This window comes from Pseudoalteromonas sp. J2K-J031 (assembly GCF_058197095.2).
Genome location: NZ_CM200279.1, coordinates 1,012,055 through 1,035,913, shown reverse-complemented (window position 1 = coordinate 1,035,913; position 23,859 = coordinate 1,012,055). Strand labels below are relative to the sequence as shown.

At 42.0% G+C, this 23,859-nt stretch carries 23 protein-coding genes; 9 read left to right on the top strand and 14 right to left on the bottom strand.

All coding sequences use genetic code 11. The annotated features are described in order from the left end of the window. Positions 1-55 precede the first annotated feature (55 nt). Both AC3KZC_RS04725 and AC3KZC_RS04720 read right to left on the bottom strand, forming a co-directional pair. Entirely contained in the window at positions 56-1,489 is a 1,434-nt protein-coding gene (locus AC3KZC_RS04725) for a lipopolysaccharide biosynthesis protein (protein WP_490580162.1), read from the bottom strand. Next, positions 1,486-2,646, bottom strand: coding sequence for a glycosyltransferase (locus AC3KZC_RS04720; protein WP_490580163.1), 1,161 nt, complete (start codon positions 2,644-2,646; stop codon positions 1,486-1,488). The genes AC3KZC_RS04725 and AC3KZC_RS04720 overlap by 4 nt, the downstream gene beginning before the upstream one ends. Positions 2,647-3,014: 368 nt before the next feature. On the opposite strand from AC3KZC_RS04720, the gene AC3KZC_RS04715 reads away from it, so the two are divergent. The 6 genes from AC3KZC_RS04715 to AC3KZC_RS04690 all read left to right on the top strand — a co-directional run bounded on the left by AC3KZC_RS04715 (position 3,015) and on the right by AC3KZC_RS04690 (position 8,763). Beyond that, a complete protein-coding gene (locus AC3KZC_RS04715; protein ID WP_490580164.1) occupies positions 3,015-3,962 on the top strand; it encodes a glycosyltransferase family 2 protein in 948 nt (315 codons plus the stop codon). 44 nt (positions 3,963-4,006) lie between these two features. After that, the gene (locus tag AC3KZC_RS04710; RefSeq protein ID WP_490580165.1) at positions 4,007-4,429 is read left to right on the top strand and encodes a response regulator; all 423 of its coding nucleotides are present in this window, start codon (positions 4,007-4,009) and stop codon (positions 4,427-4,429) included. Then, positions 4,426-4,962 carry a heme NO-binding domain-containing protein gene (locus tag AC3KZC_RS04705; RefSeq protein WP_490580166.1) on the top strand — a complete coding sequence of 179 codons (537 nt, stop codon included), beginning with the start codon at positions 4,426-4,428 and terminating at the stop codon, positions 4,960-4,962. Before AC3KZC_RS04710 ends, AC3KZC_RS04705 begins: the two co-directional genes overlap by 4 nt. Beyond that, on the top strand, positions 4,959-6,446 hold the full coding sequence (locus AC3KZC_RS04700) for a sensor histidine kinase (RefSeq protein WP_490580167.1): 1,488 nt from the start codon (positions 4,959-4,961) through the stop codon (positions 6,444-6,446). The genes AC3KZC_RS04705 and AC3KZC_RS04700 overlap by 4 nt, the downstream gene beginning before the upstream one ends. 126 nt (positions 6,447-6,572) lie before the next feature. Further along, on the top strand, positions 6,573-6,836 hold the full coding sequence (locus tag AC3KZC_RS04695; protein WP_490580168.1) for a GrxA family glutaredoxin: 264 nt from the start codon (positions 6,573-6,575) through the stop codon (positions 6,834-6,836). Positions 6,837-6,933: 97 nt separating this feature from the next. Further along, complete coding sequence (locus tag AC3KZC_RS04690; protein WP_490580169.1) at positions 6,934-8,763, top strand: DEAD/DEAH box helicase; 1,830 nt, start codon at positions 6,934-6,936, stop codon at positions 8,761-8,763. Positions 8,764-9,088: 325 nt separating this feature from the next. Here AC3KZC_RS04690 and AC3KZC_RS04685 read toward each other — a convergent pair whose 3' ends face one another. From AC3KZC_RS04685 to AC3KZC_RS04665, 5 genes are all read right to left on the bottom strand, one after another. Continuing rightward, on the bottom strand, positions 9,089-10,210 hold the full coding sequence (locus AC3KZC_RS04685; RefSeq protein ID WP_490580170.1) for an HD domain-containing phosphohydrolase: 1,122 nt from the start codon (positions 10,208-10,210) through the stop codon (positions 9,089-9,091). Positions 10,211-10,270: 60 nt separating this feature from the next. Beyond that, on the bottom strand, positions 10,271-11,581 hold the full coding sequence (gene paeA / locus AC3KZC_RS04680) for a polyamine export protein PaeA (RefSeq protein ID WP_490580171.1): 1,311 nt from the start codon (positions 11,579-11,581) through the stop codon (positions 10,271-10,273). A gap of 254 nt (positions 11,582-11,835) precedes the next feature. Next, complete coding sequence (locus tag AC3KZC_RS04675) at positions 11,836-12,114, bottom strand: YfcL family protein (RefSeq protein WP_490580172.1); 279 nt, start codon at positions 12,112-12,114, stop codon at positions 11,836-11,838. Continuing rightward, on the bottom strand, positions 12,115-13,242 hold the full coding sequence (locus AC3KZC_RS04670; protein ID WP_490580173.1) for an ATP-NAD kinase family protein: 1,128 nt from the start codon (positions 13,240-13,242) through the stop codon (positions 12,115-12,117). It lies immediately after the preceding gene. 211 nt (positions 13,243-13,453) lie between these two features. Next, a complete protein-coding gene (locus tag AC3KZC_RS04665; protein ID WP_490580174.1) occupies positions 13,454-14,110 on the bottom strand; it encodes a glutathione S-transferase family protein in 657 nt (218 codons plus the stop codon). A gap of 114 nt (positions 14,111-14,224) precedes the next feature. Here AC3KZC_RS04665 and AC3KZC_RS04660 point away from each other — a divergent pair, with 114 nt between their 5' ends. Further along, a complete protein-coding gene (locus AC3KZC_RS04660) occupies positions 14,225-15,085 on the top strand; it encodes a LysR family transcriptional regulator (RefSeq protein WP_490580175.1) in 861 nt (286 codons plus the stop codon). Between the two features lie 13 nt (positions 15,086-15,098). On the opposite strand, the gene AC3KZC_RS04655 is transcribed toward AC3KZC_RS04660, so the two are convergent. The 3 genes from AC3KZC_RS04655 to prmB form a co-directional block, all read right to left on the bottom strand. Then, positions 15,099-16,424 carry an IS4 family transposase gene (locus tag AC3KZC_RS04655; protein ID WP_518525921.1) on the bottom strand — a complete coding sequence of 442 codons (1,326 nt, stop codon included), beginning with the start codon at positions 16,422-16,424 and terminating at the stop codon, positions 15,099-15,101. A 129-nt stretch (positions 16,425-16,553) separates the two neighbouring features. Then, a complete protein-coding gene (aroC, locus tag AC3KZC_RS04650) occupies positions 16,554-17,654 on the bottom strand; it encodes a chorismate synthase (RefSeq protein ID WP_490580263.1) in 1,101 nt (366 codons plus the stop codon). Positions 17,655-17,724: 70 nt separating this feature from the next. Then, the gene (prmB, locus tag AC3KZC_RS04645) at positions 17,725-18,660 is read right to left on the bottom strand and encodes a 50S ribosomal protein L3 N(5)-glutamine methyltransferase (RefSeq protein WP_490580264.1); all 936 of its coding nucleotides are present in this window, start codon (positions 18,658-18,660) and stop codon (positions 17,725-17,727) included. Between the two features lie 112 nt (positions 18,661-18,772). Between prmB and smrB the strand changes: the two genes are divergently transcribed. Beyond that, positions 18,773-19,318, top strand: a complete 546-nt coding sequence (gene smrB, locus AC3KZC_RS04640; protein WP_490580265.1) for an endonuclease SmrB — start codon at positions 18,773-18,775, stop codon at positions 19,316-19,318. A gap of 54 nt (positions 19,319-19,372) precedes the next feature. On the opposite strand, the gene yegD is transcribed toward smrB, so the two are convergent. The 4 genes from yegD to AC3KZC_RS04620 all read right to left on the bottom strand — a co-directional run bounded on the left by yegD (position 19,373) and on the right by AC3KZC_RS04620 (position 22,771). After that, entirely contained in the window at positions 19,373-20,737 is a 1,365-nt protein-coding gene (gene yegD / locus AC3KZC_RS04635; RefSeq protein WP_490580266.1) for a molecular chaperone, read from the bottom strand. Between the two features lie 78 nt (positions 20,738-20,815). Further along, positions 20,816-21,625, bottom strand: a complete 810-nt coding sequence (locus AC3KZC_RS04630) for a DNA ligase (protein WP_490580267.1) — start codon at positions 21,623-21,625, stop codon at positions 20,816-20,818. A gap of 122 nt (positions 21,626-21,747) precedes the next feature. Further along, the gene (locus AC3KZC_RS04625; protein ID WP_490580268.1) at positions 21,748-22,404 is read right to left on the bottom strand and encodes an HAD family hydrolase; all 657 of its coding nucleotides are present in this window, start codon (positions 22,402-22,404) and stop codon (positions 21,748-21,750) included. A 64-nt stretch (positions 22,405-22,468) separates the two neighbouring features. Continuing rightward, a complete protein-coding gene (locus tag AC3KZC_RS04620) occupies positions 22,469-22,771 on the bottom strand; it encodes a hypothetical protein (RefSeq protein ID WP_490580269.1) in 303 nt (100 codons plus the stop codon). 78 nt (positions 22,772-22,849) lie between these two features. Here AC3KZC_RS04620 and AC3KZC_RS04615 point away from each other — a divergent pair, with 78 nt between their 5' ends. Further along, entirely contained in the window at positions 22,850-23,839 is a 990-nt protein-coding gene (locus tag AC3KZC_RS04615) for a hypothetical protein (RefSeq protein ID WP_518525911.1), read from the top strand. Positions 23,840-23,859 lie beyond the last annotated feature (20 nt).

Sequence of the window (23,859 nt, the reverse complement as noted above, 5' to 3'; positions counted from 1 at the left end):
GATACAGCCTGTTTCTCCTGATGAATACTCGGTGTCACTGGCATTTCTAATGGCTTCATAATGTCACCTCTTTAATCTCAATCGCTGGCGCGCGATAAAAACGCCCGATAATGCGCATATATCCCCAAACCAAAAGGGCCATTTTGAGCACGATGAGCACGCCCAGTAACAGCGCGTAATTTGCAGGAACCCCTTCGGTTAAGGTGCGCTCATCAATAACGGTTACCGTAAAATAAAAGGCCGTTAAAAAAATCAACCACGACCCCACTAACGATTTAAACGGATAAGCAAGGGGCGTTAACGATTGGCTGACCACTAAAAAAAGGATCGCACGAAGAAGATGCACGCCAACCATCACCCAAATCAGCCCCATCATGCCCAGTTCACCAAGCGACCAATAACCAAAGGGCAGTAAAATTGCAGCGCACACGGCGTTTATGATCATGGCGACACTGGCACTTTTTTTTAAAAAACAGCCTAAATTGAGTAAATCGGCATGAAAACGCGCCACCATAATCAAGCAAAACCAAGGAATATAAACGAGACTGGGCGCAAAATGAGCGGGCAATAACCACCCCATTAACCACGGTGCAATGACTAACATTAACAATGCCAGCAGCATGCCAATTTGCACTCCAAGTACAGCATAATGCGCGCCTAAGTCGCTATTGGTTTGTTCAAATGCAAAGCGTTTGGCAAACCACCACATTCTAAATGGCTCAAAGGCCACAGAGATCATTAAACCAAATTGCGCTGCTGCGAAAAACAACGCGAGCTGCGCTTTGCCAAGCGCCGCAGCTACTAACCAATTTTCTGCGCCACTTAAGCCATAAACCGCCAAACTTGAACAAACAATAAAAAAGCAGTATTGATAATGGGTGCGGTTAAACACCATGCGCGCACCAAACCAGTAATGACGAAAATACACTAAGGTCACAACCATAATGGCAACGCTTGCGATTGCGCCTGAAAGCATCAACCCACGCACCGCCAAACCTTGGTATAAAAACCACACCGACAACCCGGTTTGCAAAACGCCTTGCCCAACCGACAGCATAAAAAATGCCCCAGCTTGCTTGGTGAGCCGAAAATAGCAATATGGCACAGTTAACAAAGCGCCTGCGGCTAAGTTAATCATTAACAGTTGCACATCGAGTGCAGCGAGCGACACAGGCAGTAACGCCAATAAAGGCTCAATAAAAAGAATACTCAGGCATAAAAAACCACCACTGCTTAACAAGCTTAAACGTAAGCATTGGCGCATAACCGTATCTTGCTGGCTACTTTGACCAGTAAACCGAAACAAGGCTTCACCTAGGCCCAATGTTAAAACTAAGCTTGCCATTGCGGCCATAGACACTAACACGTTGAGTTCGCCATATTGCTCTTGGCTTAAAAAACGAGTCACTAGCGGCATCATGATAAACCCTAAGCCCTTGAGCATAAAAACCGCCATTGCGTATAACAGCATTTCTTTAAGTTGTTTCATAAGTGCGCCTGCTCAATCCAAGATGATAACTGCAGCCCTTGCGTCGTGGCATTAAAGCAAGATTCAACCCGTAAACGCGCCGCTAATCGCATCTGGATATACTGATTAGGCGCTAAAGCACAAAAAGCCTCGATAGCATGTTGAATGGCGATTGGATTTTTTGGAGCCACTAAATAACCACTCTCAGGTGAAGCAATTTCAGGGCAACCCATAATCGTGGTTGTGATCACTGGTAAACCCATCGCCATTGCTTCTTTGAGTACCACAGGGCCTGTATCACAATCGCCATTGTCAGCAATGCAAAATGGCGCTAAAAAACCATGATAGTGTTGGCCAATTTGGCTTATCCAATCAGGTGTTTGATACCCCAAAAACTGCACATGTTTATCTAAACCCAAACTGTGTGCTTGTGCCATTAACTGCGCCTTGAGCTCACCCTCACCGATAATATCTAAGCTAGGTCGAGCTGCGGGGGCAATGTTTGCGAGCGCAATCAGCGCATAACTTAAGCCTTTTTTTTCAACCAAGCGGCCAATAAAGACTAATTTACGCCCCGATAACAACACATCAGGCACAAACTTAAATTGACCGACATCGACCCCGCAATGAAGCAGCTTTATTTTTTCACCACCTAAGCGCTCAAAGGCTTGAACCATAGGTTGGCATACCGCCACATTGAACTGACAGGCTTGTAATTTAAAGGGTAAATCTTGATGGTTAATGTACACATCATGGCCATGACCAATCGAAGAAATCGTGATATTGGCCCATTTTGCGCCCACCACGGCATAACCCAGGCCACTGTGCATAAAATGGCAATGCAGATGCTCACATTGATAATGTGTAAGTAAATAACCTAATTTGGCACCATAAAACAGCAATGATTGGGTTGAAATTGCGTCTTGTTTAATGCTGTAACGCAAGGCATTTGGCAAATACGCTAATTGTGTAGCTGCAAATACCGCTGCATCGAAAGTCGATACGTGTTTTAAGCACACCACGGTGAGCCCTTTTGGCACCTCAACATGGTTATCAAGCAGGTTAAAACAAAACAAGCTGACCTGATGACCTGCCGCCAGTAATGCTTTGATTTCAGTGCGGACAAATGTTTCTGAAGGAATAGGAAAATCATTAATAAAAAAGGCAACATGCTTCATAAATACAATCCACGTAATCATTTGATAAGTGGGGTATCGCAATCTTCGTGCCGTTTTAAAATTCGCTCAACTCCCTTTATTTCCGCTGTTTTAGAGACTAATCGTTGCAAAATGCAAAATATCACTCGCAAAAAGCAATTCAATTTCGCTTTTTACGGTAACAACCTCGAATCAGGCAAATTGTAATGGTTAGCTTAAAGACCTTTCACACTATAAACTTACAACCACTAAAAACCTAAGGCATTGAAAAACAAATATAAATACCAATAATCACAAAATAAATCATCACTAAAGCGACTAACATGCTGCATATTTCACACTTGGCACTCTCCTTGCGATACCACAGCTATAACCGTGGAGGATTGAACATGAGCAAAGATATTAGCGTTATCATTCCAAACTATAACTGCCGAGACTTTTTACCAAAAGCCATCAACAGTGTGTTGCAGCAAGCGGGATTTAATATCGAAATCTTAATTATTGATGATGGCTCAGACGATGGTAGCTTAGAATGGCTTGAATACGCTGAGCGCGCTTACAATCAAGTGCGTGTGATTAGGCAAGAGCGCAAAGGTGTTGTCAGCGCCCGTAATACCGCCATTCAAAAAGCCAACAGTGAGTACCTTGCTTTTTTAGACGCCGATGATTACTGGTTGCCCAACAAGCTGGCGCCTCAACTTAAATACATGCGCACTCATAAATCGTGCGTGTTAAGTTTTACGAATTATCAGCATGTTGATTTAGGCTATCAGCCCATCATAGATTGCTTTTCATTTTGGCCTGAATTTGCCAAGCAATACACCAGCGCCGATATAGAATATAAAACCATTCACGAGCCATTGAATGTATTACTGCAAGCGAATGTCATTGGCACTTCTGCTGTCATTGTCAGACGTGATGCCATCATCAAAGCAGGCGGATTCGACCCCACTTTGCGCTCGGCCAGTGATTGGGATTGTTGGCTGCGCCTTGCACTTTGCGGCGAAGTGGCTTTTAGCGAACAAATTACTATGGACTATCTCATGCGCCCAAACTCGATTACCGCCAACCGTATTAATCGCCTAGAAGCCATGGGTGAAATCATTCATCGCATGGGAGAGCATCCAAGTGTTACAGCCAAAACCAAGCAACGAGCTCACGCTCTGTTAACCGAGTTTTATGGTGAGTATTACCGCGAATTGGGTGAAAAAAACAAAGCGTTTATGCACGCCTTACGCGCGCTTTATTTACACCCACATCGCAGAAACATTAAAAATGTACTGCATGACATTAAGTCTTTCATGTCATTTAAAGCACAGCAACACATTATAAATTAAGTACTTTTTTAATATTAAACTATTCTGAAAATTGGAGGTGGCCAATGAACCATATTTTATTAGTTGATGATGAGCCTGAAGTGCTAAACGCATTAACACGCATTTTACGTAAGGACTACACCTTGACCTCGGCAAATAGCGCCGCACAAGCATTGGAGATTTTAAGTACCATCAAATGCGACTTAATCATCTCTGACATTCGCATGCCACAGATGGATGGTATTGAGTTATTAGCTCAAATAAAACGCGACTACCCCTCTGTAGGTCGGGTATTGCTATCCGGTTATGCTGATATGGATCAATGCCAAATGGCCATTAGCAACGATATTGCTAAAATTATTTTGGCCAAACCTTGGGATAATTTTGAACTTAAAAACATCATCAATTTAATGATTGAATATAATCAACTAAAGCAAGCTAACCAGACGTTACAAGTTAAATTAGAGCAATTTAGGAGCATGTCATGAAAGGAATTCTTTTTACTCAATTTGCAGATTTTATCAGTGAACAATTCGGTTTAATTGCTTGGCAAACCGTTTTGGATAATACAGCACTTGAAGCAGATGGCTGCTATGTTGGCACCATGACCTATCCTGATCATGAGTTTATGCAACTGTTTGGTGCTGCTTGCAGTGTCAGTGAGCGCGATGGTGTACAGATGCAAATTGAATTTGGCCGATGGCTTTTTCCACATTTGTTACAAAAAAGCCCGCAAGAAGTGAGGTTAATTGATAACTTAACTGACTTTTTATTTTCGATTGATACCGTGATTCATGTTGAAGTTAAAAAACTGGATCCTGAAGCAAAAACACCTTCACTGCAATGCACCCAGCTCAATGCCAACACCCTGTGTTTAAACTACCTTTCATCTCGTTCTATGGGGTATTTGGCTCAAGGTTTAATCGAAGGTGCCGCAAATCATTTTAAACAAGTCATCAGCGTTGATGTGACACCTAGTGAATCTCCAGAACAGTATCAACTTAAGGTTCACTTGTTATGAGCCACACACTTGAGCAAAAACTCATCGCAACTGAAAAAGCGCTGCTGCGAGAAAAACGCGCGCGCATGCAAGTTGAGTTACAACTTGAAGAGTTTAGCCAACGTGCCTATCAATCAAAACAGTTGTTACTTGAGGCCTACGACCAAGCTTCATCCAAGCAAATTCATTTACAATTTCTGTCCTATCTTGCTTCAGATATATTGTCAGAAAAAACTCTTGATGAACTCTTAATTGCCTTTGTCGACCATATTTTATTACTCAGCGATTATAAGTTTGCAATACACTGTAGTTTGTCACCAGAATACCCAACGCGCTCGAGCGCTCAGCTAAAACACCACGGTAAACCTTGGTTAGCGTATCCAATTTCAAGTGAGCTTTTAATGCATCTGCAGCAATACCATGAGTCTCATCATGATGACTGGTTAGAGGTACCCTATCATCAGTCTATTTTTCAAAATATTAATACATTGCCCATCTGTGAAGCAGTCCTTTGCGTTATTTACCCGCTTTCAACTAAAGAATCAGGGGTAATTGCCATTGGACTGAACAAACAAATTGAAAATCCAGAATTTACTCAAACGATTAATACCGCCATTAAACAACTTACATCGGCTATTTTTCGTCGTAAAACCGAAGAAAAACTGCAAAAAAACTACACCAAACTCAGCGCAACCTACAACGAATTAAAAAAAACCCAAAAACAACTCTTACAACAAGAAAAAATGGCCTCTTTAGGGCAACTTGCCGCAGGGGTTGCTCATGAGATCAACAACCCTTTAAGTTACATCAGCAGCAATCTTGAAACCCTCGAAGATTATTTAGCTGAGTATTCCCATTTACTCACAGGCACACAAACATTACTTAGCAGTGAACAAGTCGAGGCTTTTAAGCTCCTAAAACAAGACCTTGATTTTGATTTTATTGAACAAGACATTAAGCAACTAATACCCACAACATTACGCGGTGTAATGCGAGTGAAAGAAATTGTCGATAGCCTCAAATCGTTTTCTCGCTCTGATGATGGCGCAACAGCCCAACCCGTTTCATTGGCAAAATGTATTGATGACTCACTTAAAGTGGTGTGGAATTCACTCAAATATGAGCACACTGTCACAGTCAATTTACCCGCAGACGATCCGTTAATGACCTCGGGGTATTATGGAAAATTACAACAAGTCTTTGTTAACTTTTTTGTTAATGCCGCACAAGCAATGAAAACAGGCGGCGAACTCAACATTAGTGTAACCAGCGATAACGACTATCATCATATTCATATCCAAGACCAAGGCTGTGGTATGGATGAAGCAACACAGCGACAAATATTTAACCCATTTTTTACCACCAAAGCCGAGAACGAAGGCACTGGTTTAGGGCTATCAGTCAGCTTTGCTATTTTACAATCGCACCATGCAAGCATTGTGGTTGAATCAGAAGTCGATAAAGGCACTACGTTTACTTTAAGCTTTCTCAAGTCAGACTCATAAACCGACACCAAAACTTGCTTTAGCATCACCTATCTATTTTATCGCTCTGACTAATCGTAATAACTGGTTTTATTTTAATCACCTTTTTATTGATACTAAGCACATCAAAACAAAAGAGGATCTTCCATGTTTACAGTAATTTTTGGCCGTGATGGCTGCCCATATTGCGTTCGCGCAAAAGAGCTTGCCACAAAACTTAGCACCGAGCGTGATGACTTTAGTTTCAAATATGTTGATATCATTAAAGAAGGGATCTCAAAAGCCGATCTTGAAAAATCAGCCGGTGTTCCAGTGGCCACTGTACCGCAAATTTTTCTCGACCAAAAACACATTGGTGGTTTTACAGATTTTGAAGCTTATGCCAAAGAAAATTTAGGTTTATACCAATAAAAATGCGGCATGGCGGCGAATGTAGAGTTAAATTCACAAGCATAATGAAGGTAACTCCTGTATAATCTGCGCCTCATTCAACTTCTGAGGCGCTTTAATGTCCGAACCAGTTACTTTTTCATCCTTAAACTTATCTCCTGAAATCTTAAAATCCGTCGAAAAACTAGGTTATGTCACGCCTTCTGAAATCCAAGCGCAGTGTATTCCTTTGTTATTAAACGGTAAGGATGTTCTCGGACTGGCTCAAACGGGCACGGGTAAAACCGCAGCGTTTGCACTGCCGTTACTTCAAAACATCGATGCCACTGTGAAGCACCCTCAAGTCCTTGTACTTGCGCCAACTCGTGAGCTTGCAATTCAAGTGGCTGAAGCGTTTGAGCAATACTCACAATTCATCAAAGGCATTAATGTTTTAGCCTTGTACGGTGGCCAAAGCTATAACGTACAACTAAGTGGTTTACGTAATGGCCCTCAAGTGATTGTTGCAACGCCTGGTCGCCTAATCGACCACTTAAATCGTGGCACAATTAAATTTGATCACTTAAAAGCGTTAGTGCTTGATGAAGCCGACGAAATGCTTCGCATGGGCTTTATTGAAGATGTTGAAACCATCATGGCTAAAACACCGAAACAAAAACAAACCTGTTTGTTTTCGGCCACTATGCCACAACAAATTCAAAAGATTTGTAGCACGTATTTGCAAGACGCTGAACACGTTCATATTTCTGCCCGTAACAGTACGGTAGAAAGTGTTGAGCAGGTTTATTGGCAAGCCAATACCCATAAAAACAATGCAATTATCCGTTTCTTACAAGCTGAAACATATGACGGCGCTATTGTATTTGTGCGCACACGTAACGATACTGTTGAAATTGCCGAACTTCTTGAGCAAGCAGGCTTCTCTGCTGCGCCATTAAACGGCGATATGAACCAACAAGCCCGTGAGCGTACTGTTGAGCGTTTAAAAAATGGTTTACTCGACATAGTTATCGCAACCGATGTTGCGGCACGTGGTTTAGACGTTGACCGTTTATCGTTAGTAATCAATTACGATATTCCACAAGATTCAGAAGCGTATGTACACCGTATTGGTCGTACTGGTCGCGCTGGTCGCACTGGTAAAGCCATTTTATTCGTAAAACATAACGAGCGTCATTTATTACGTAATATTATTCAGCATACCAAATCAACGATTAATAATGTTGATATGCCAAGCACAGCACTTGTTGAAGAAAAACGCATTCAACAACTTGCAATTAAAGTGGCTGCAAGCGCAGAGCAAAAAGACATTCTTTTTTACAATGAACTAGCTGAAAAATTATCCGGCCAATTAGGCTTAGTAGGCACTGATTTAGCGGGTGCATTATTGTACTTAGCTCAACAAAGTGCACCGATTAAAGTCAAAGAAGTCGCTATTCACCGTGAAGCACGCAACGATCGTGATGGTAAATCACGTGATCGTAACGCCCGCCCAGAGCGAGATGGCCGCGCCCGCCGCGAAGACCGCGCGCCACGTGAGCCGCGTCGTGACTCAGACAAACCGCGTGAACGTCGTAACAGCGAAAATGGCCCAATGGATACTTACCGTATCGATATCGGCCGTGAGCATGGTGTTCAGGTTAAAAACATTGTTGGTGCTATCGCTAATGAAGCTGATATTCCAAGTAAATTTATTGGTGACATCCGTTTATTTGATGATCACAGTACAGTGCAATTACCACTGAATATGCCTGCAGATACATTACAGCATTTCAAAAAAGTGTTTATTTGCAAACGCCCAATGAACTTGGTGCTGCATAACGACAAGAATCACAGCCATGACAAAGCGCATAGCTCTGATAAAGCACATAACTACGACAAACCAGCCTCTGCCAATCGCGCTAAAGCGGTTGAAAAACGAAGCCCACGTGCTCCAAGAAATAAATAATTGGTTAATAACCAATAAAAAACCAGTGCTAACCGCACTGGTTTTTTTTACTCTTTAATTTGCGTAATCACCCACTTTTTGTATTCAAAAGAAGGTTAAACCGCTTGTTAAAGCGGACTAAAACTAGTCAACCTGAGCTCTGGATAATAAATTTATCTCCAGCGGCCACTTTCAACGCTAACCGCGTTGAATTTACTTACAATAGGCCAGCTATTGACGCGTAAATTCGCCTTGTTATCCTTTAAAAGTTTCCGGCTACAGACTTGAAAAAACATTTACCAATTCAATATCAATACGTTAGTAAATCTCTTAACCAAAGCTCAGGTTAGTCAAGATACGTTCCATCAAAGGTTGGGTTATCGGCTACACATTTTAAAAATGCATCAACCACATACTCATCATATAACGTGCCGCGGCCACGTCTTAATTCGGCAATCGCTTTTTCGCGACCTGGAGCTTTTCGATAAGGCCTATCATTTGCCATCGCATCAAAGGTATCGGCTACCGCAATAATGCGTGCTTCAAGGCAAATTTCATGTTCGGTTAATCCTAGAGGGTAACCTGAACCATCAATACGCTCATGATGTTGGCTGATCATCTCTTTAATAGGCCATGGGAAAAGTGTACTTTTAAAAATATCCAACCCATTACTAGGATGCGTTTTTAATAATGCTAATTCTTCATCACACAAAGCACCTGGTTTATTCAAAATAGCACTGGGGATAATCATTTTACCAATATCATGAATAAGCGCCCCAACATATAACCCCATACTTTGCTTTTCAGTAAGATGCAATACTTTGGCTATTTCAGTGCAAATATAAGCAACATTTTTTTGATGATTAAAAGTGTATAAATCACGAAGCTCTAAGGCATGGGAAATTGCTTTGAGCATTTCAAGCAATACTTGATGGCTACTTTGACGGCTAAAAGCACTTTCAAGCTCAGCTTCTCGCTCATGAATTTTATCGAGTTTTAAGCGAACCACATCCCAACTCAATAAGATTTGCCGCTCAAGACAATTGATTAACTCAGAATTATACCCCCCTTCTTTATTGCCCACCCCAAGCACGGCAATAATTTCACCATTTAAAAATAACGGAAAGGCAGCGTGATTATGAAGTGGAAAGTGGTCTTGAGGGAGCCGTTCTGAGCTCGCGTCTTGATAATAATTATTATGCACTACTGTATGGCGGGTTCGAATTGCATCAGCCCAAATACCAGCATCATCAAGTGGGTAATGGCTGTTATAAGTTGCTGAGCAATTTTGTAATACGGATTTAGACCACACGTTTAAAACAAGCTCTTGAGTTTGCTCATCAAACAAATGTAAATAACCAATGGTGCTTTCGCTCAGGCTCACAATGTATTCTAGGAAATCCTGATAAACACCTTTCTCAGTGAAGTAATTTCTTCTTTTTAAAGTCTCGAGCACTGATTGTTCCATAATAGGTCCCCCCCCCTACTTTTGAGTATAGGAAACCTTATTAACAGTGCAATTAAACCATTAGCTAATTTTATCTTCGACTACAATCACCGATTCAATCACTCGCGATACGAGTAATTGCTCAACACGAATTCCTTCTACGTCGATTGCTTCAAATTTAAAACCTGCATGGATAGTATAATCGGTACGCTTTGCAAGGCGTTTAAGCATGTAAATCAAAAAACCTGCTACCGTTTCGTATTGACTACTATTTGGGAACGATTCTATTTCAAGTAAACGCATTAAATCAACAATTGGTGTCGCGCCATCAACTAACCACGAATTAGCATCACGCTGTACAATTTGCTCTTCACCATGAAACGGCACTAAATTACCCATGAAACTACTCATTAAGTCTTTTACTGTAACCATACCGACCACCATCGCATATTCATTTACTACAATGGCAAATGGACGAGCGGCTGCTTTAAATGCATTGAGTGCTTCAGATAAAGTTAAAGTTTCAGGTAAATAAAACAGATCTTTATCGATGATTTCATCGACTAAACTCACCGACTCACCTTTTAATAATTGACGCAAAATTTCTTTAGACTCAACCGACCCCACTAAACGTTCTAAGCTGCCATCACAAATTAAAAAATGGTTATGTGGGTGCTCTAATATTTTGGCACTAATAGTTTCACTGTCATCTGCAATGTCAAAATACACTAAATATTCGCGGGTGGTCATAGCGGTAGGTAAGGTCCGCCCTTCGAGTTCAAACACATTACCAATTAAGTGATATTCTTGCTGTTGCAAGCTGCCGTATTCAGCACCCGCATCCATCATGGCAACAATATCTTCTGTGGTAACAATTTCCTCACGTTCGGTCGGCAAATTAAAAATACGAAGCACTAAGTTACTGATACCATTAAAAAATACAACCAATGGTTTAAGTCCATAAGTGACTGTATTCATAAATAATACAAGTTTCATCGCCATTTTTTCTGGCATGATCATACCAATACGTTTTGGTAATAAATCGGCAAATAAAATAAACAATGAGGTAATGGTTAAAAACGAGAAGAAAAAGCTCATTTGCTCAGCTAAGGGGCCCACATAAAACAAACTAACAAACTCGGCAATATAAGGGCTCAGTGCTTGTTCACCAACAATACCACCCATAATTGCAATCGCATTGAGGGCAATTTGGATCATGGCAAAAAAACCACCTGGGTTTTCTTGGAGTTTTAATACCGCCTGCGCTTTAACATTCCCCTCTTCAGCCATAACTCGCAGTTTCACCTTACGGGCAGCCGCAATTGCAATTTCTGACATTGCGAACAAAGCACTAATTGCAATTAATATCGCAATAACGAGTAAATCACCCATCTATATTCCTTAAACCTTTGTTTTTTCAAAAGCGTCACATCTAAAATTGGCGCAATTATTCACGCAAAAGCACCTAACTGCAATGTAATTTAACGCTCTTTTTCACTTAACTATAGACGGGGATGTTCAGAAGGGAAATATTTTAAAAACAATCACATAGAAATTTTTGATTTGTGCACAGCCACCATCAAAGCATGACTCTTAGCTAAAAAACAACCAGAACGCTTCAACACATAAACGTTCTGGCAAAAGGCTTATACCACTAACGCTTTTATTTGTTCCCAAATAACTACGACGTGTTGTTTATCATCATCGTTAAGCTCACCATTGTGATAGGCTTTTACCAAACTTTTTTCGATATTCGCATTGAGCTCGTCAACCGTCAAAGCTTGGCCATCAACTTGGGCATAACCAACAGCTAAATCAAAATGGCCTCGTAAATAACCACCCGCAAACAATTCGTCATCGCTGGCATGCTCGACCAAATTATCAAAAAATTGCTGCGCGTTTTCTACATATTCAAGGTACGACATTTAAACTTCCTCTTGATGACCAACGCGGTATAACACGTGATCGTTAAATCCAGTAATGACATTAATAAAACCACTAAGTGCATCATCTAAAGCACTATCGCCAGTATCGGCAATTAGTGGGCGGCCATTCAAAGCGTGTAACTTTGTTTTAGTCGCAATAACAATAATATTTTCTTTACCTAAAAAACGAATCAGCGCGGGGCTTAATTGCTGATTTCCTCTGCCAAAAATATGCCCTTGCCCACCAATAAGGGTAATAATAAGTTTGGTCGGTTTTTGAGCCACATAATCAAGCAACTGGGCTGCGGTTAAATCGCTGGCCACTAAACTTTGATCATCAACTAAATCAACGCCTAGTAAAGTATTGTCTAACCCCATTTCAGCCATCACAGCGCCAACGGTAGAACCCGAGCCCATGATGTATTGCCAATCTTCATCCATTTGCGATACAACATACGCTGCGATATCGGCTAAAACCAACTCATCGGTTTCTTTACCGCCGTTTTTAACGGCTTGCACATAGCGCAATTCACACGGTACCTGCATTTCGCCATATCGCTTTGCCCTAACCGTGCCTTGGCGAAACGCATCTTCGTCTATGTCCATTACATCAGCTTCGGTTAAAGTCACCAACTCGCCCTTAACTAACAGCTCAACTACTCGACCGGCTGCTTTTGGGGTAATGGCATAAACGCCAGAGTGAATTTTACAGCCAGCGGGTACACCCAAGACTGGTAATGCGTCGCCAATCACTGAACAAATATTTCGCGCTGTGCCATCGCCACCGGCAAATAAAACTAAATCAACACCTTGAGCTTTGAGAAGGCGTGCCGCCTCTTCACTATCGGCAGCAGTAGAGGGAGTTTGAGCTTGAAAAATAACATGGGTTGTAAAACCAAGCTCTTTTGCAATTGCTTCACCCATATCGCCACTAACGGTAAATATTTCAAGCTCATGCTGATATGGCAGCAATACTTCAAGGGCCGCTTTGGTTCGCAAATTAGCTTTTGGCTCTGCGCCAAGCTCCAGCGCTTTGGCCGCTGTATGTGCACCATCACTGCCTTTTAGGGCGACACTGCCACCAAGTCCAGCAAAAGGATTTACAATTAAACCTAATTTAAATTTCATTTCTGACTTCTTCAAAAGGAGCTCATTGGGCTCAATACTGATTGCTTGCAGTAACAGCCTATAAATACGCTGCCCGTAGGTGATAAAACTGTGGCCGATTGTACGGATTTTTCACTGTAAAGTAAAAGTGAGCAACTCAATTTTTAGTACGGGTTAAAATGCAAAAACCCGAGCTTAGTTCGGGTTTTGAATTGGCATGATCTAATCTAGGCTATACATCAGTTCCTGCTTCATCGGCTTGCACAATCGTTGTTTCAAGTAACGCTGCGTCAATCCAACGCTTTAATGCCTCAGATGCTAACACATGATTAAGATAGCAAGTTGCATCATCACTTAAACTTATTTGATAGGTTTTTAACCTTAAAACCACAGGCGCATACATGCAATCGACAATCGACCATTGGCCAAATAACCAACCACCTTGTGTACGATTACCCAGCCGCATTTGCTCTGCAAAAATAGCATCGATCCGCGCTATATCCTTTTGCGCAGCGGCACTGAGTTGAACATGGCGTGTGGCGCGAATATTCATCGGCATTTCATTACGCAGCGCGTGAAACCCCGAATGCATTTCGGCTGCAAGCGCGCGAGCTTTGGCGCGATCAGCTAAGTTGTTAGGCCATGCAGTGCCATTTAGATAAGCATCATTGATATATTCACAAATCGCTAACGAATCCCAAACTGTGATGTCATTATCAATTAACAGCGGCACTTTTTGGCTTGGAGTCAAAGGGGCTAGCGTTTGATAAAATTGCGGCGTATCTAATTCAAGCATCACTTCATCAAATGAAACACCTGATTTTGCAAGCATTAACCAAGCGCGCAGCGACCAACTCGAATAATTTTTATTACCAATATAAAGTTGCATTTTCATTTCCTTGTGGTGGGATTGAGGTTAAATTAAAGCAATTTTTACTGCGCTACTAACGTTTTATTTTGATATAACCTATTCATAATTCAAATAGGTTACTCTAGGAACCCAATGGATATTGAAGCCTTACGCACGTTACTCGCTTTTGTTGAAACTGGCAGTTTTACCCGAGCAGGGTTACAAATTCACCGCACCCAATCGGCCATTAGCATGCAAATGAAAAAGCTAGAACACGAGCTTGGCAAAACGCTTTTTATCAAACATGGCCGTAACCTGGTGCTTTCTGCTGAAGGATTATTACTTGCTCGTGATGCCAAACAGCTAGTGCATCTGCACGACCAAAGTGTGCTCAACATTAAACAATCCAAGCAACGCTTAATACTTCGTTTAGGTTGCCCTGATGATTATGCCAAGCGGGTATTACCAAACCTAGTTGCGCTGTTGCATCAAGAATTTTCAAATCTTGAGCTGAGTATTAGTACCGCATCGAGCATAGTATTACGTGAGCAACTTGACCAAGGCTTGTTAGATTTAGCCATAGTGACGCGCGCGCCCAATAGTGAAGAAGGCTATTTGCTGCAGACGGCGCAAGGCGTGTGGCTTAAGCACCCACAATTTAAGTTAAAACCTGAACACAGTTTGCCAATTGTGGTCTTTCAAAAAGAGTGTAAGTTTCACCAAGCGGCTGTTGAAGGGTTGCTAAAATTATCGCAACCGTTTCATCTTGTTGCCAATTGCGCCAGTGCCAGCGTGCTCAATGGGATTGTTGATCACGGTTTAGCCATTACCGCGATGGCAGATATTAGTCAGTCTCAATACGCAGAGCAAATCAAAGCCCCTTTTTTACCGGCTTTACCCAGCATTGCGATTGTTTTAGTTAGTGCCTTGCATCCGTTAAATCCGATGTCCAGCGCACAAGTAAAACAACTGAGTGAACGCTACCAAACCCTAATCAATAAAAAAGACGCTTAACGCGTAATGCCGTTCACTTAAGGTGAGCGGCTTTTTTATTTTTAGCCACAGGGTAGCGGTTTTTCGATACTTTTAGTGTTCTTGGGTAACTTCGTTCTCGTTTTCCCTCTAGCTTAAATTGACTGGCATTTCTTTCTATTTCCAATATCTGTCCGGGGACATTACCGGGCGCATAAATTGGCATCATAGTCAGCTTATGGATGATGTGTGATGAGGCATCTCTAAAGCTTAGTTGGTTTGGGAAAACACTCTTGAGCGACTTCGCCATCAGGACCATCTTATAGCGGATTAAGTTGTACGCCAACAGCACCCCCCATAACTCCTGTCTAATGAGCTCTGGTAAGTTGCTTCTTAACGTAAACCTACTTGCCAACAAGTGTTGCTTCATTTCTCGGTAGCCCATCTCTATTTCCCAGCGATGGCTATAAAGGTCGACTATTTCTGCCGATGGATATGCCATAGGGTCGACCATGGACGTGAGTATTTTGACTTCTTTTCCTTTGATTAGTTTGGTGATAAGTCGCACGTCCATTGTTAAGGGCAACTCTGGTCGCTTTTTTCTCGCTTGAGGTGTGGTGGTTAGGCGGATGAGTTTATCTTGCCTGCCAAGACGTTTGATTTCCTCATACTGTACGTTCTTCTTTAGCGGTAATAACCAATGTGTGTTGATGCCTTTATGCTGCCAATCATGTAACAAGCCTAGTGAGTAAAAGCCTTTATCAAACAATGTTAGGCTGTTATCTGGTACACGTGCTATGAGCTGTGCTGCCAGTGTCATCTCATTTTCACTCACGCTACTCAATGCACTATCAAGAATTAAGTGGCTACTAAGCTCCATCAGACATACCATTCGTACCTGAGGATAGCCTGCTTCACTGGCTTTATTCGCTGTACGGGCAAAGGCTGCGCTGTTTTCTTTACTATCGGGCGTGCGCCATACAACGCCATCTACACCAAATAAGTTCAGACCACACCAATGGGGATGCTCAGCTCGCTCATGCCACTTCTGTGCTGAAAGATGAAATACATCTCGAACCACATCACTGCCTAGCTTCTTTCTCGCTTGTGTCACGGCACTGCGTGCGACGTAATCCACATCCTGCGGTAATACAATATCGAGCTTGTTGATGAGCAGGCGGACTGATTCAGTGCGAAAAAGTGACATACCTATCACGGCCCAAATCATTGCATCCATAGGCAGCTTGCGTTTACGCAATGTGGCCACACCATTAGAGGCTAAACACGATTGAATAATTTCGGGGTCTAGGACATCCGCTAATGACGAAAATTCGGTAAGGCGGTTAATTGAGGTGCGTGCTAAGGCTTCTGACAGTTCCATAAAAAATCCGATGACATGTGGGCTCATCGGATTGTTACATCTACAGAAGATCGGTCAACCGATCAGTAAAATATTTCTTAACTGATCGGCATTACGCTTAACGCGTCTTTTTTAAAATCTAAACTTAGCTTATTTAATTGAACCCGGTATTGGACCGTGCGCCAAATTAACATGCGGGTTTTGCCCACGTTGGCGCAGCAGATGATCCATCAAGGTAATCGCCAGCATGGCTTCAGCAATAGGAATAGCCCGAATGCCGACACATGGGTCGTGGCGCCCTTTGGTGATCATTTCAACCGACTCATTGCTAGTATTAATACTGTTACCGGGAATAGTAATACTTGAAGTTGGCTTAAGCGCAATCGAAGCAATAATATCTTGCCCTGTCGAAATACCAGCAAGCGTGCCACCGGCATGATTTGAGGTAAAACCCTGCGGTGTTAATTCGTCACGGTGCTCAGAACCTTTTTGCTCAACCACCGCAAAACCGTCACCAATTTCAACCCCTTTAACCGCATTAATGCTCATTAAAGAGTGAGCAATTTCGGCATCTAAACGATCAAACACTGGCTCGCCTAATCCTACTGGGACACCTGTTGCAACCACCAGCACTTTAGCGCCAATAGAATCACCCGACTTTTTAAGTTCGCGCATGTATTCATCAAGGGCGTCAAGTTTGCTCGGATCAGGAAAGAAAAATAAATTGTTTTCAACTTCTGACCAATCAATCACTTCAGCTTTAATAGGCCCAAGCTGGCTTAAACACGCTTTCACTTCAATGCCGTGATACTGCTTTAAATATTTTTTAGCAATTGCCCCCGCCGCAACTCGAATGGCAGTTTCGCGCGCAGATGAGCGACCACCGCCACGATAATCACGCACACCGTATTTATGCCAATAGCTGTAATCGCCATGACCAGGGCGAAAAACATCTTTAATTTTGCCGTAATCTTGCGAACGCTGATCGGTATTTTCAATCAATAAACCAATACTGGTGCCTGTGGTTTTACCTTCAAAGACACCCGATAAAATTTTAATTTGGTCGTCTTCACGACGTTGGGTGGTATAACGACTTTGCCCTGGTTTACGACGATCTAAATCGATTTGTAAATCGGCTTCGCTAATTTCCAATCCCGCAGGACACCCGTCTACTACTCCGCCAAGCGCAACCCCGTGGCTTTCGCCAAAAGTGCTGACACAAAACAGCCGTCCAATACTATTACCTGCCATTTTTTACCTCATCCCCAAAAAATGTCATGTCACTGAAATACAGCTTGAGCGCATCAAGCTGTGCGTTTTATTAGTCTTCGATACTACGAATTAAAGCTTCTTTTGAAATAACAAACACGCCTAAGCCGCCTTTTTCAAAATCAATCCACTCAAATTCAGCATTTGGATAAATGTCTTCCATGTGTACCATAGAATTGCCTACTTCAACAAATAACAAACCGTTATCGTTTAGATGCTCAGCAGCACCGGCTAAGATTTTACGAGTGACATCTAAGCCATCAAAGCCCGATGCTAAACCTAGCTCTGGCTCATGGTGGAATTCGTTTGGTAAATCAGCCATGTCTTCTTGGTCAACATACGGTGGGTTGGCAATAATTAAATCGTATTTTTGCCCCAAGACACCTGAAAACACATCCGATTGAATTGGAAACACACGGTCTTCTAATTGATAATCGCTGATATTAATATCAGCTACATCAAGTGCATCGGTCGAAATATCAACTGCATCGACTTGTGCATCATCGAATTTTTCGGCCAGTGCAATCGCAATACACGCAGAGCCAGTACACATATCTAAAATACGGTATACCGCTTGGTCTTCACTTAACCAAGGTGCAAAACGTTTTTCAATCAGTTCAGCAAAAGGTGAGCGAGGAATTAAAACACGCTCATCAACATAAAATGGCGAGCCAGCAAACCATGCTTGATTGGTTAAATAAGCCACTGGAGTGCGGTTGTTGACGCGCTCTGCAACCACTTGAGCAAGGGTTTCTTTTTCAGATTGGGTTAAACGGGTATTAACTAATTCTTTTGGTGTATCAATAGGTAACGACAACGTTGGCAACAATAACGTCACGGCTTCATCCCACGCGTTATCAGTACCATGACCAAAAAAGAGCCCCGCAGCTGAGAACTGGCTGGCACTCCAGCGTAACCAATCATTAATAGTTTTTAAATCAGAGATAGCTTCGTCTAGTTGGGCGGCCGATAAAAATTGTTCAGTCATGAGAAATACACTTTTAAGATCCAATATTGAACGCCTATTGTAGCGTCAAAACAAAGGTCCGAGGTACTCATTCACCTCGATTTTTTGCATTTTTTTGTTTACACTTCCCGCCATGAAAAAGACTCCCGCAATTGACGCTGATGAACTCGCCCTATTTCGCCAAGAAATAGCCGGTGCGCGTGCCTTTAAACAAGACAAAATTCATTTTTCGCGACCAACTAAAAAGAACACCATCAGCAATCAAGCAAAACAAACAAAGCTAGAACAAGCTGAGTTTTTCTTTTCTGACCAATATGAACCTAATATTGATAGTAAAGCGGTATTGTCTTACGTCAAAGAAGGCCACGATAGCTTTTTAGCCAAACAATTACGCCGCGGTGACTTTCCACCTGAGCTAATTTTAGATTTGCATGGTTTAAACAAAGAAGACACTAAATCAGAGCTTGTAGCTTTGATAAGTGCGTGTAAAAAACAGCATATTCACTGTGCTTGCGTGATGCATGGTATTGGTCAGCAAGTGCTAAAAAACAAAGTGCCACACTATTTAGTACAGCACCCTGATGTGATTGCGATGCATCAAGCACCACTTGAATGGGGTGGTAAAAGTGCCGTCTTGATTCTAATTGACTTGCACCTGCCGCATGATCCTAAGTATTAGTTCACTCGTTAGTTAACTTAACCGTAGTGTGGACTCTTTTATTCAGACCTGAGGTTAACTAAATAGCTGCATTGCGCGCTTAGTTAAGCCTGCAGTTACACTACCAAAGTGGTCGCCGTTTAGCATAGGAATATCGCCTAAAGCCTGCTGCAACGCTTGTTTTAACAACGGCGATTGTGCACTACCGCCAGTTAAATAAATAATATCAGGCACCGTGCCCGCTTCTTTTATCGCATCTTCGGCGAGCGATACCACTTGGCTGATAGAACCTGTAATAGCTTGCGCTAACTGAGTTTGAGTCAGTTGTTGCACTAAATTTTTCTCAAAATCATTTAACTCAACCTGCGTGTGCGGCGTGCTCGATAAAGCGATTTTGGCCAGTTCCGCTGCGCGAACTAATTGATGGCCTTGTTTATTTTGCTGTAGGTTAATTAAGCGGTTAAATAAATCAGGCTGTTTTACATCTTTAAAAATTTGCTGCAAATGGCGCAGGTTTTTCTCACTATAAAATTCACTTTGCAAAATAACATCGTTAATTTTACACGCTTGCCAAAAAGGTTGATTTGGAATTTCTAGGCCTGATTTAAGCTCGGTTTTAGCGCCAAAAAGCGGCATTAAACCGTGGTACGCTAAGCTAATATCTAAATCGTTACCACCAATACGCTTACCGCTATGTGCTAAAAAGTCTGCTTGGCGCTCGGTTTTGTCACGAAAGTCGGGGCCCATTTGCACAAACGAACAATCGGTTGTACCACCGCCAACATCAATTACTAATACTTTTTTATTGTCAGTTAACGTGGTTTCAAAATCGATCCCCGCCGCCAGAGGCTCATACAAAAACTCAACATCAACAAATCCGGCTTTTTTAGCCGCATTACTTAAAATGCTTAATGCTTGCTGATTACTTTGCTCTGCCCCAATGGCTTGAAAATTCACAGGTCGGCCAATTACGGTAGACGTTAAGTTTTGCCCTAAATGCGCTTCGGCACGTTGTTTGAGCGCCATGATCATTACTGTTGCAATGTCTTCAAAAAAATCGAGCTGACTTTGCTTTAAGCCGACCGCACCAAAAAATGATTTTGGCGATTTGATGTAATGCCCTTCTTCTGGGTTGGCAATGTATTGCTCAACGGCGTCGCGGCCAATATGAACCACACATTCGTCATCTTGTAAGTCAAACTCAGACTTTGCAAAAGCTAAACTATTGAGTAAGGGCGCGCGCGAACGCTGAAAATCAGCTCGTAAGTCTTTACATTGCAGACCTTGATTGACCTGATGAACAATTAAACTTGGGTGTAAAGCGTACAAACTTGACGGTAAATAACAGTTATCTTGCTCAAGTGGTACCAACTTAGCACGATTATTTTGCCATACGCCAATGGCGCAATTTGCACTCCCATAATCGAAACCAACAAACATACGCACCTCTTTTGCAAAAGGCGCGAAGTTACCATACTCACCGATAAAAACAAGCCTAAAATACCAAACTTACTGACGCTAAGGCTCGTTTCGCACCCGCAAATAACTGGCAAAACGCGGCACGCCATTTTTGGTAAAACCATGATAGCGATAGGTAATCTGCGCGCCTATCGCTGGGGGATTTGATCTATCGGCATCACTAAAACCGGTGCCAATCTTAAATTCAATACCCTCTGGGGTTTTTACTAACAATGCGCCAAGCATATTAAGGTATTTACCTTTACCTGCAACATGAGCAACCACGTGCGCTTCGCTATCCATATAAGGTTTTAGTTTAATGAGGTTGTCGCTGCGCCCGTCTTTAAATAAAGCTTCTTTACGATGCAGCATCACCCCTTCACCACCTAGTTCGGTAATGGAAGCCAAAAAGTGCTGGAGTTGCTGGTTGTCATTAAAAGTATGTTGTTCAACGGCTTGAACAAAAGGCTGGTTTATCTGCAGCACAACCTGCTGATAGTGTTGGGCTCGCCAAGTAAAAGACTGCTGTTGATCTGGCGCATCAAAAATAAGATAACGGATTGCTCGCCACGCTTGTTCATCTGGGGTTTTATCGCGCACAGTCGCCGATACTTGCTCAAAGTTGTTACGGCCTGCCCAAAGTTCACCATCAAGCCACACCGCAGGAAGCACCCCAGTAAACCAAGTGGGCGCGGTAATAACATGCCCACTGCGAGTCGTTAATTGTTTACCGTCCCAAATAGCACGAATGCCATCGTACTTTTCAGAGACTAGATAATCACTAACAACCACAGAGTCTTGATAAACCGTTGCTAACTGCACAGGCATTGGCTCGGCTGCATTTAAAGGTTGCAGCCAAATATACAGCATTAAACACCCTATTATCCGTTTTAGGTTCATAACGATTCCTTTCGTTGTTCATATGGTTAATTTCGCGAATGTTGTTCAATACATCTCAACAAAATAAGCGAATAATAAAACTCAAGTATGGTTTAACTTTGTAGCATTTCAATGCGCTGCCACGCTTGCATTAGATTTGTGCAAGTATGATCTGCAAGAGATAAATCTTGATGTTGGCTATGATGATTAGGGACTGCAATAGCGAGTAAACCCGCACCTTTCGCTGACGTTAAACCAGTGCAAGTATCTTCTATTGCAACACCAAATTGTGCCGCTTGCCCCAATTGCTTGAGCGCCGATAAATACGGTTCTGGGTGCGGCTTAGGCTGAGTAACATCATCTTTTGTCACAATGACTTCAAAATAATCAAGTAATTGATAACCTGCTAAAATCGGCATCACTTCAGCACGGGCAGAGCCAGTGACGAGGGCAACCTGCAATGTACTTTGTTTTGCTAAGGTTAATACTTCTTTGGCATAGGGTAATAAAGGCGGTAAATGATCGTGAACATAATCAGCAAAATACACATTTTTTTGCTCTGCAAGTACTTTGGCATCAATCGTTAATGCATGTTCATCAATAATATATTGTGCCGCCTCAAGAGTCGGTTTTCCTGAAAATAAATGACAGAAGTAGTCTTCATCATAGGCAATGTTATAAGGCACTAAAATATGTTGCCAACATTGATAATGCAAAGACTCTGAGTCCACTAAGGTGCCATCACAATCAAACAATACCGCTTTTAACATGTTTAAATCCTTTTTTAGATGATATTTTTATAAAGTAAAAAAAAGCGCCTAAGCGCTTTTTTATTTATTCTTCTGTTAATCCTGCTGGTGGCTCAGCAAACGCATCAGCACCTGTTTCAACTTCAACTAACTCGTAACCACGCGGTTTACGTACTAAATGTAAAATTGGTTTTTCAAACGCACTGCGTTGGCGTTCTGTATCTTCACGAAGTTCATCTAAACTGCGACCATAAGGTGCCACACTCGTTTCAGACCAATTTACGGCTTTACCTTTGATGTTGTATTCCACTTCATGAATTTGATAAAGCGTTTCTTCTTTGCCTGTGCCTTCACATTTAATAACGCGAAAATTCCAAAATGCTGACATGACTTTTCCTAATAAAATAATTTTGGCAACTCTATCAATTTAACCATTAAATTTCACTAACTATCCCAATTGTCGTGTATGGCAAATATAAGACTAATCGCTGAGTTTTTTGTGCTCACAAGCCGTGTTAATTTAAACTTATACATCTGTTTTATAACGCTTACTGTGATGATTAAATGGCCAAGTTATTTACTTTTATTGCTACTGAGTATGGCAAACCATGCGGTGGAAATTCCGGTTTTAGTGGCCGATGATGTATTGCAGTTTTATAAACGTGTTAAGGCGAAATACAATATCGACACCTTAACGGATTATTCAACGCTTCCTCAAGGTCGCGACTTAGTCGATTTATTAATACTTGAACGCGCCTTAAAACTCGGCGGCTGTGATTGCACGTTAAGCTTTAACAACAGTGGTATTTATGAGCGAAATCTACAATTAGTATTAACGAACCAATTTGTGATGATGGTCGATACTGTTTGGCAAACAGATCTTGCAAAATACCCCGAACAACTTCTGATCACAGCGCCGGTAATCAAATACGGGCAATATGATGTGGGCTTATATACTTCGCCCAATAATACAAAAGCATTAAATACCACGCATATTGAACAACTGCGCCAATTAACCGCAGTATCGAATCAAGGCTGGAGTGCCGATTGGCAAACCTTGCAACAACTCAAGCCCAATAAACTGGCACATGTTGATTCGTGGTACACCTTGGTTAAAGTCGTCAACAAACAGCTCGCCGATTTTACTTTATTACACTTTAGAAACTCTCCTTCACATCAACTTCAACTAGAAAAACTGAATTTAACGCCCATCCCAAATATAAAAGCCATTTTATGGGATAGCCGTCACTTTGCACTGGCCAAAAATCATCCGTTATCGGCACAGGTTTATGAAGCACTGAACAAAGGCTTAACTCAACTTGAACAGCAAGGCATAATTCGCAAAGCCTATCAAGATATTGGCATCAATTCACCTGCCACACGTGATTGGCAAATACTCAATCCGCTTTCGCCTACTGAATTTGCTTACTCAGAACCTCCAAGGTTTACTCAATAACGGCACTGCGGCTCGATAAA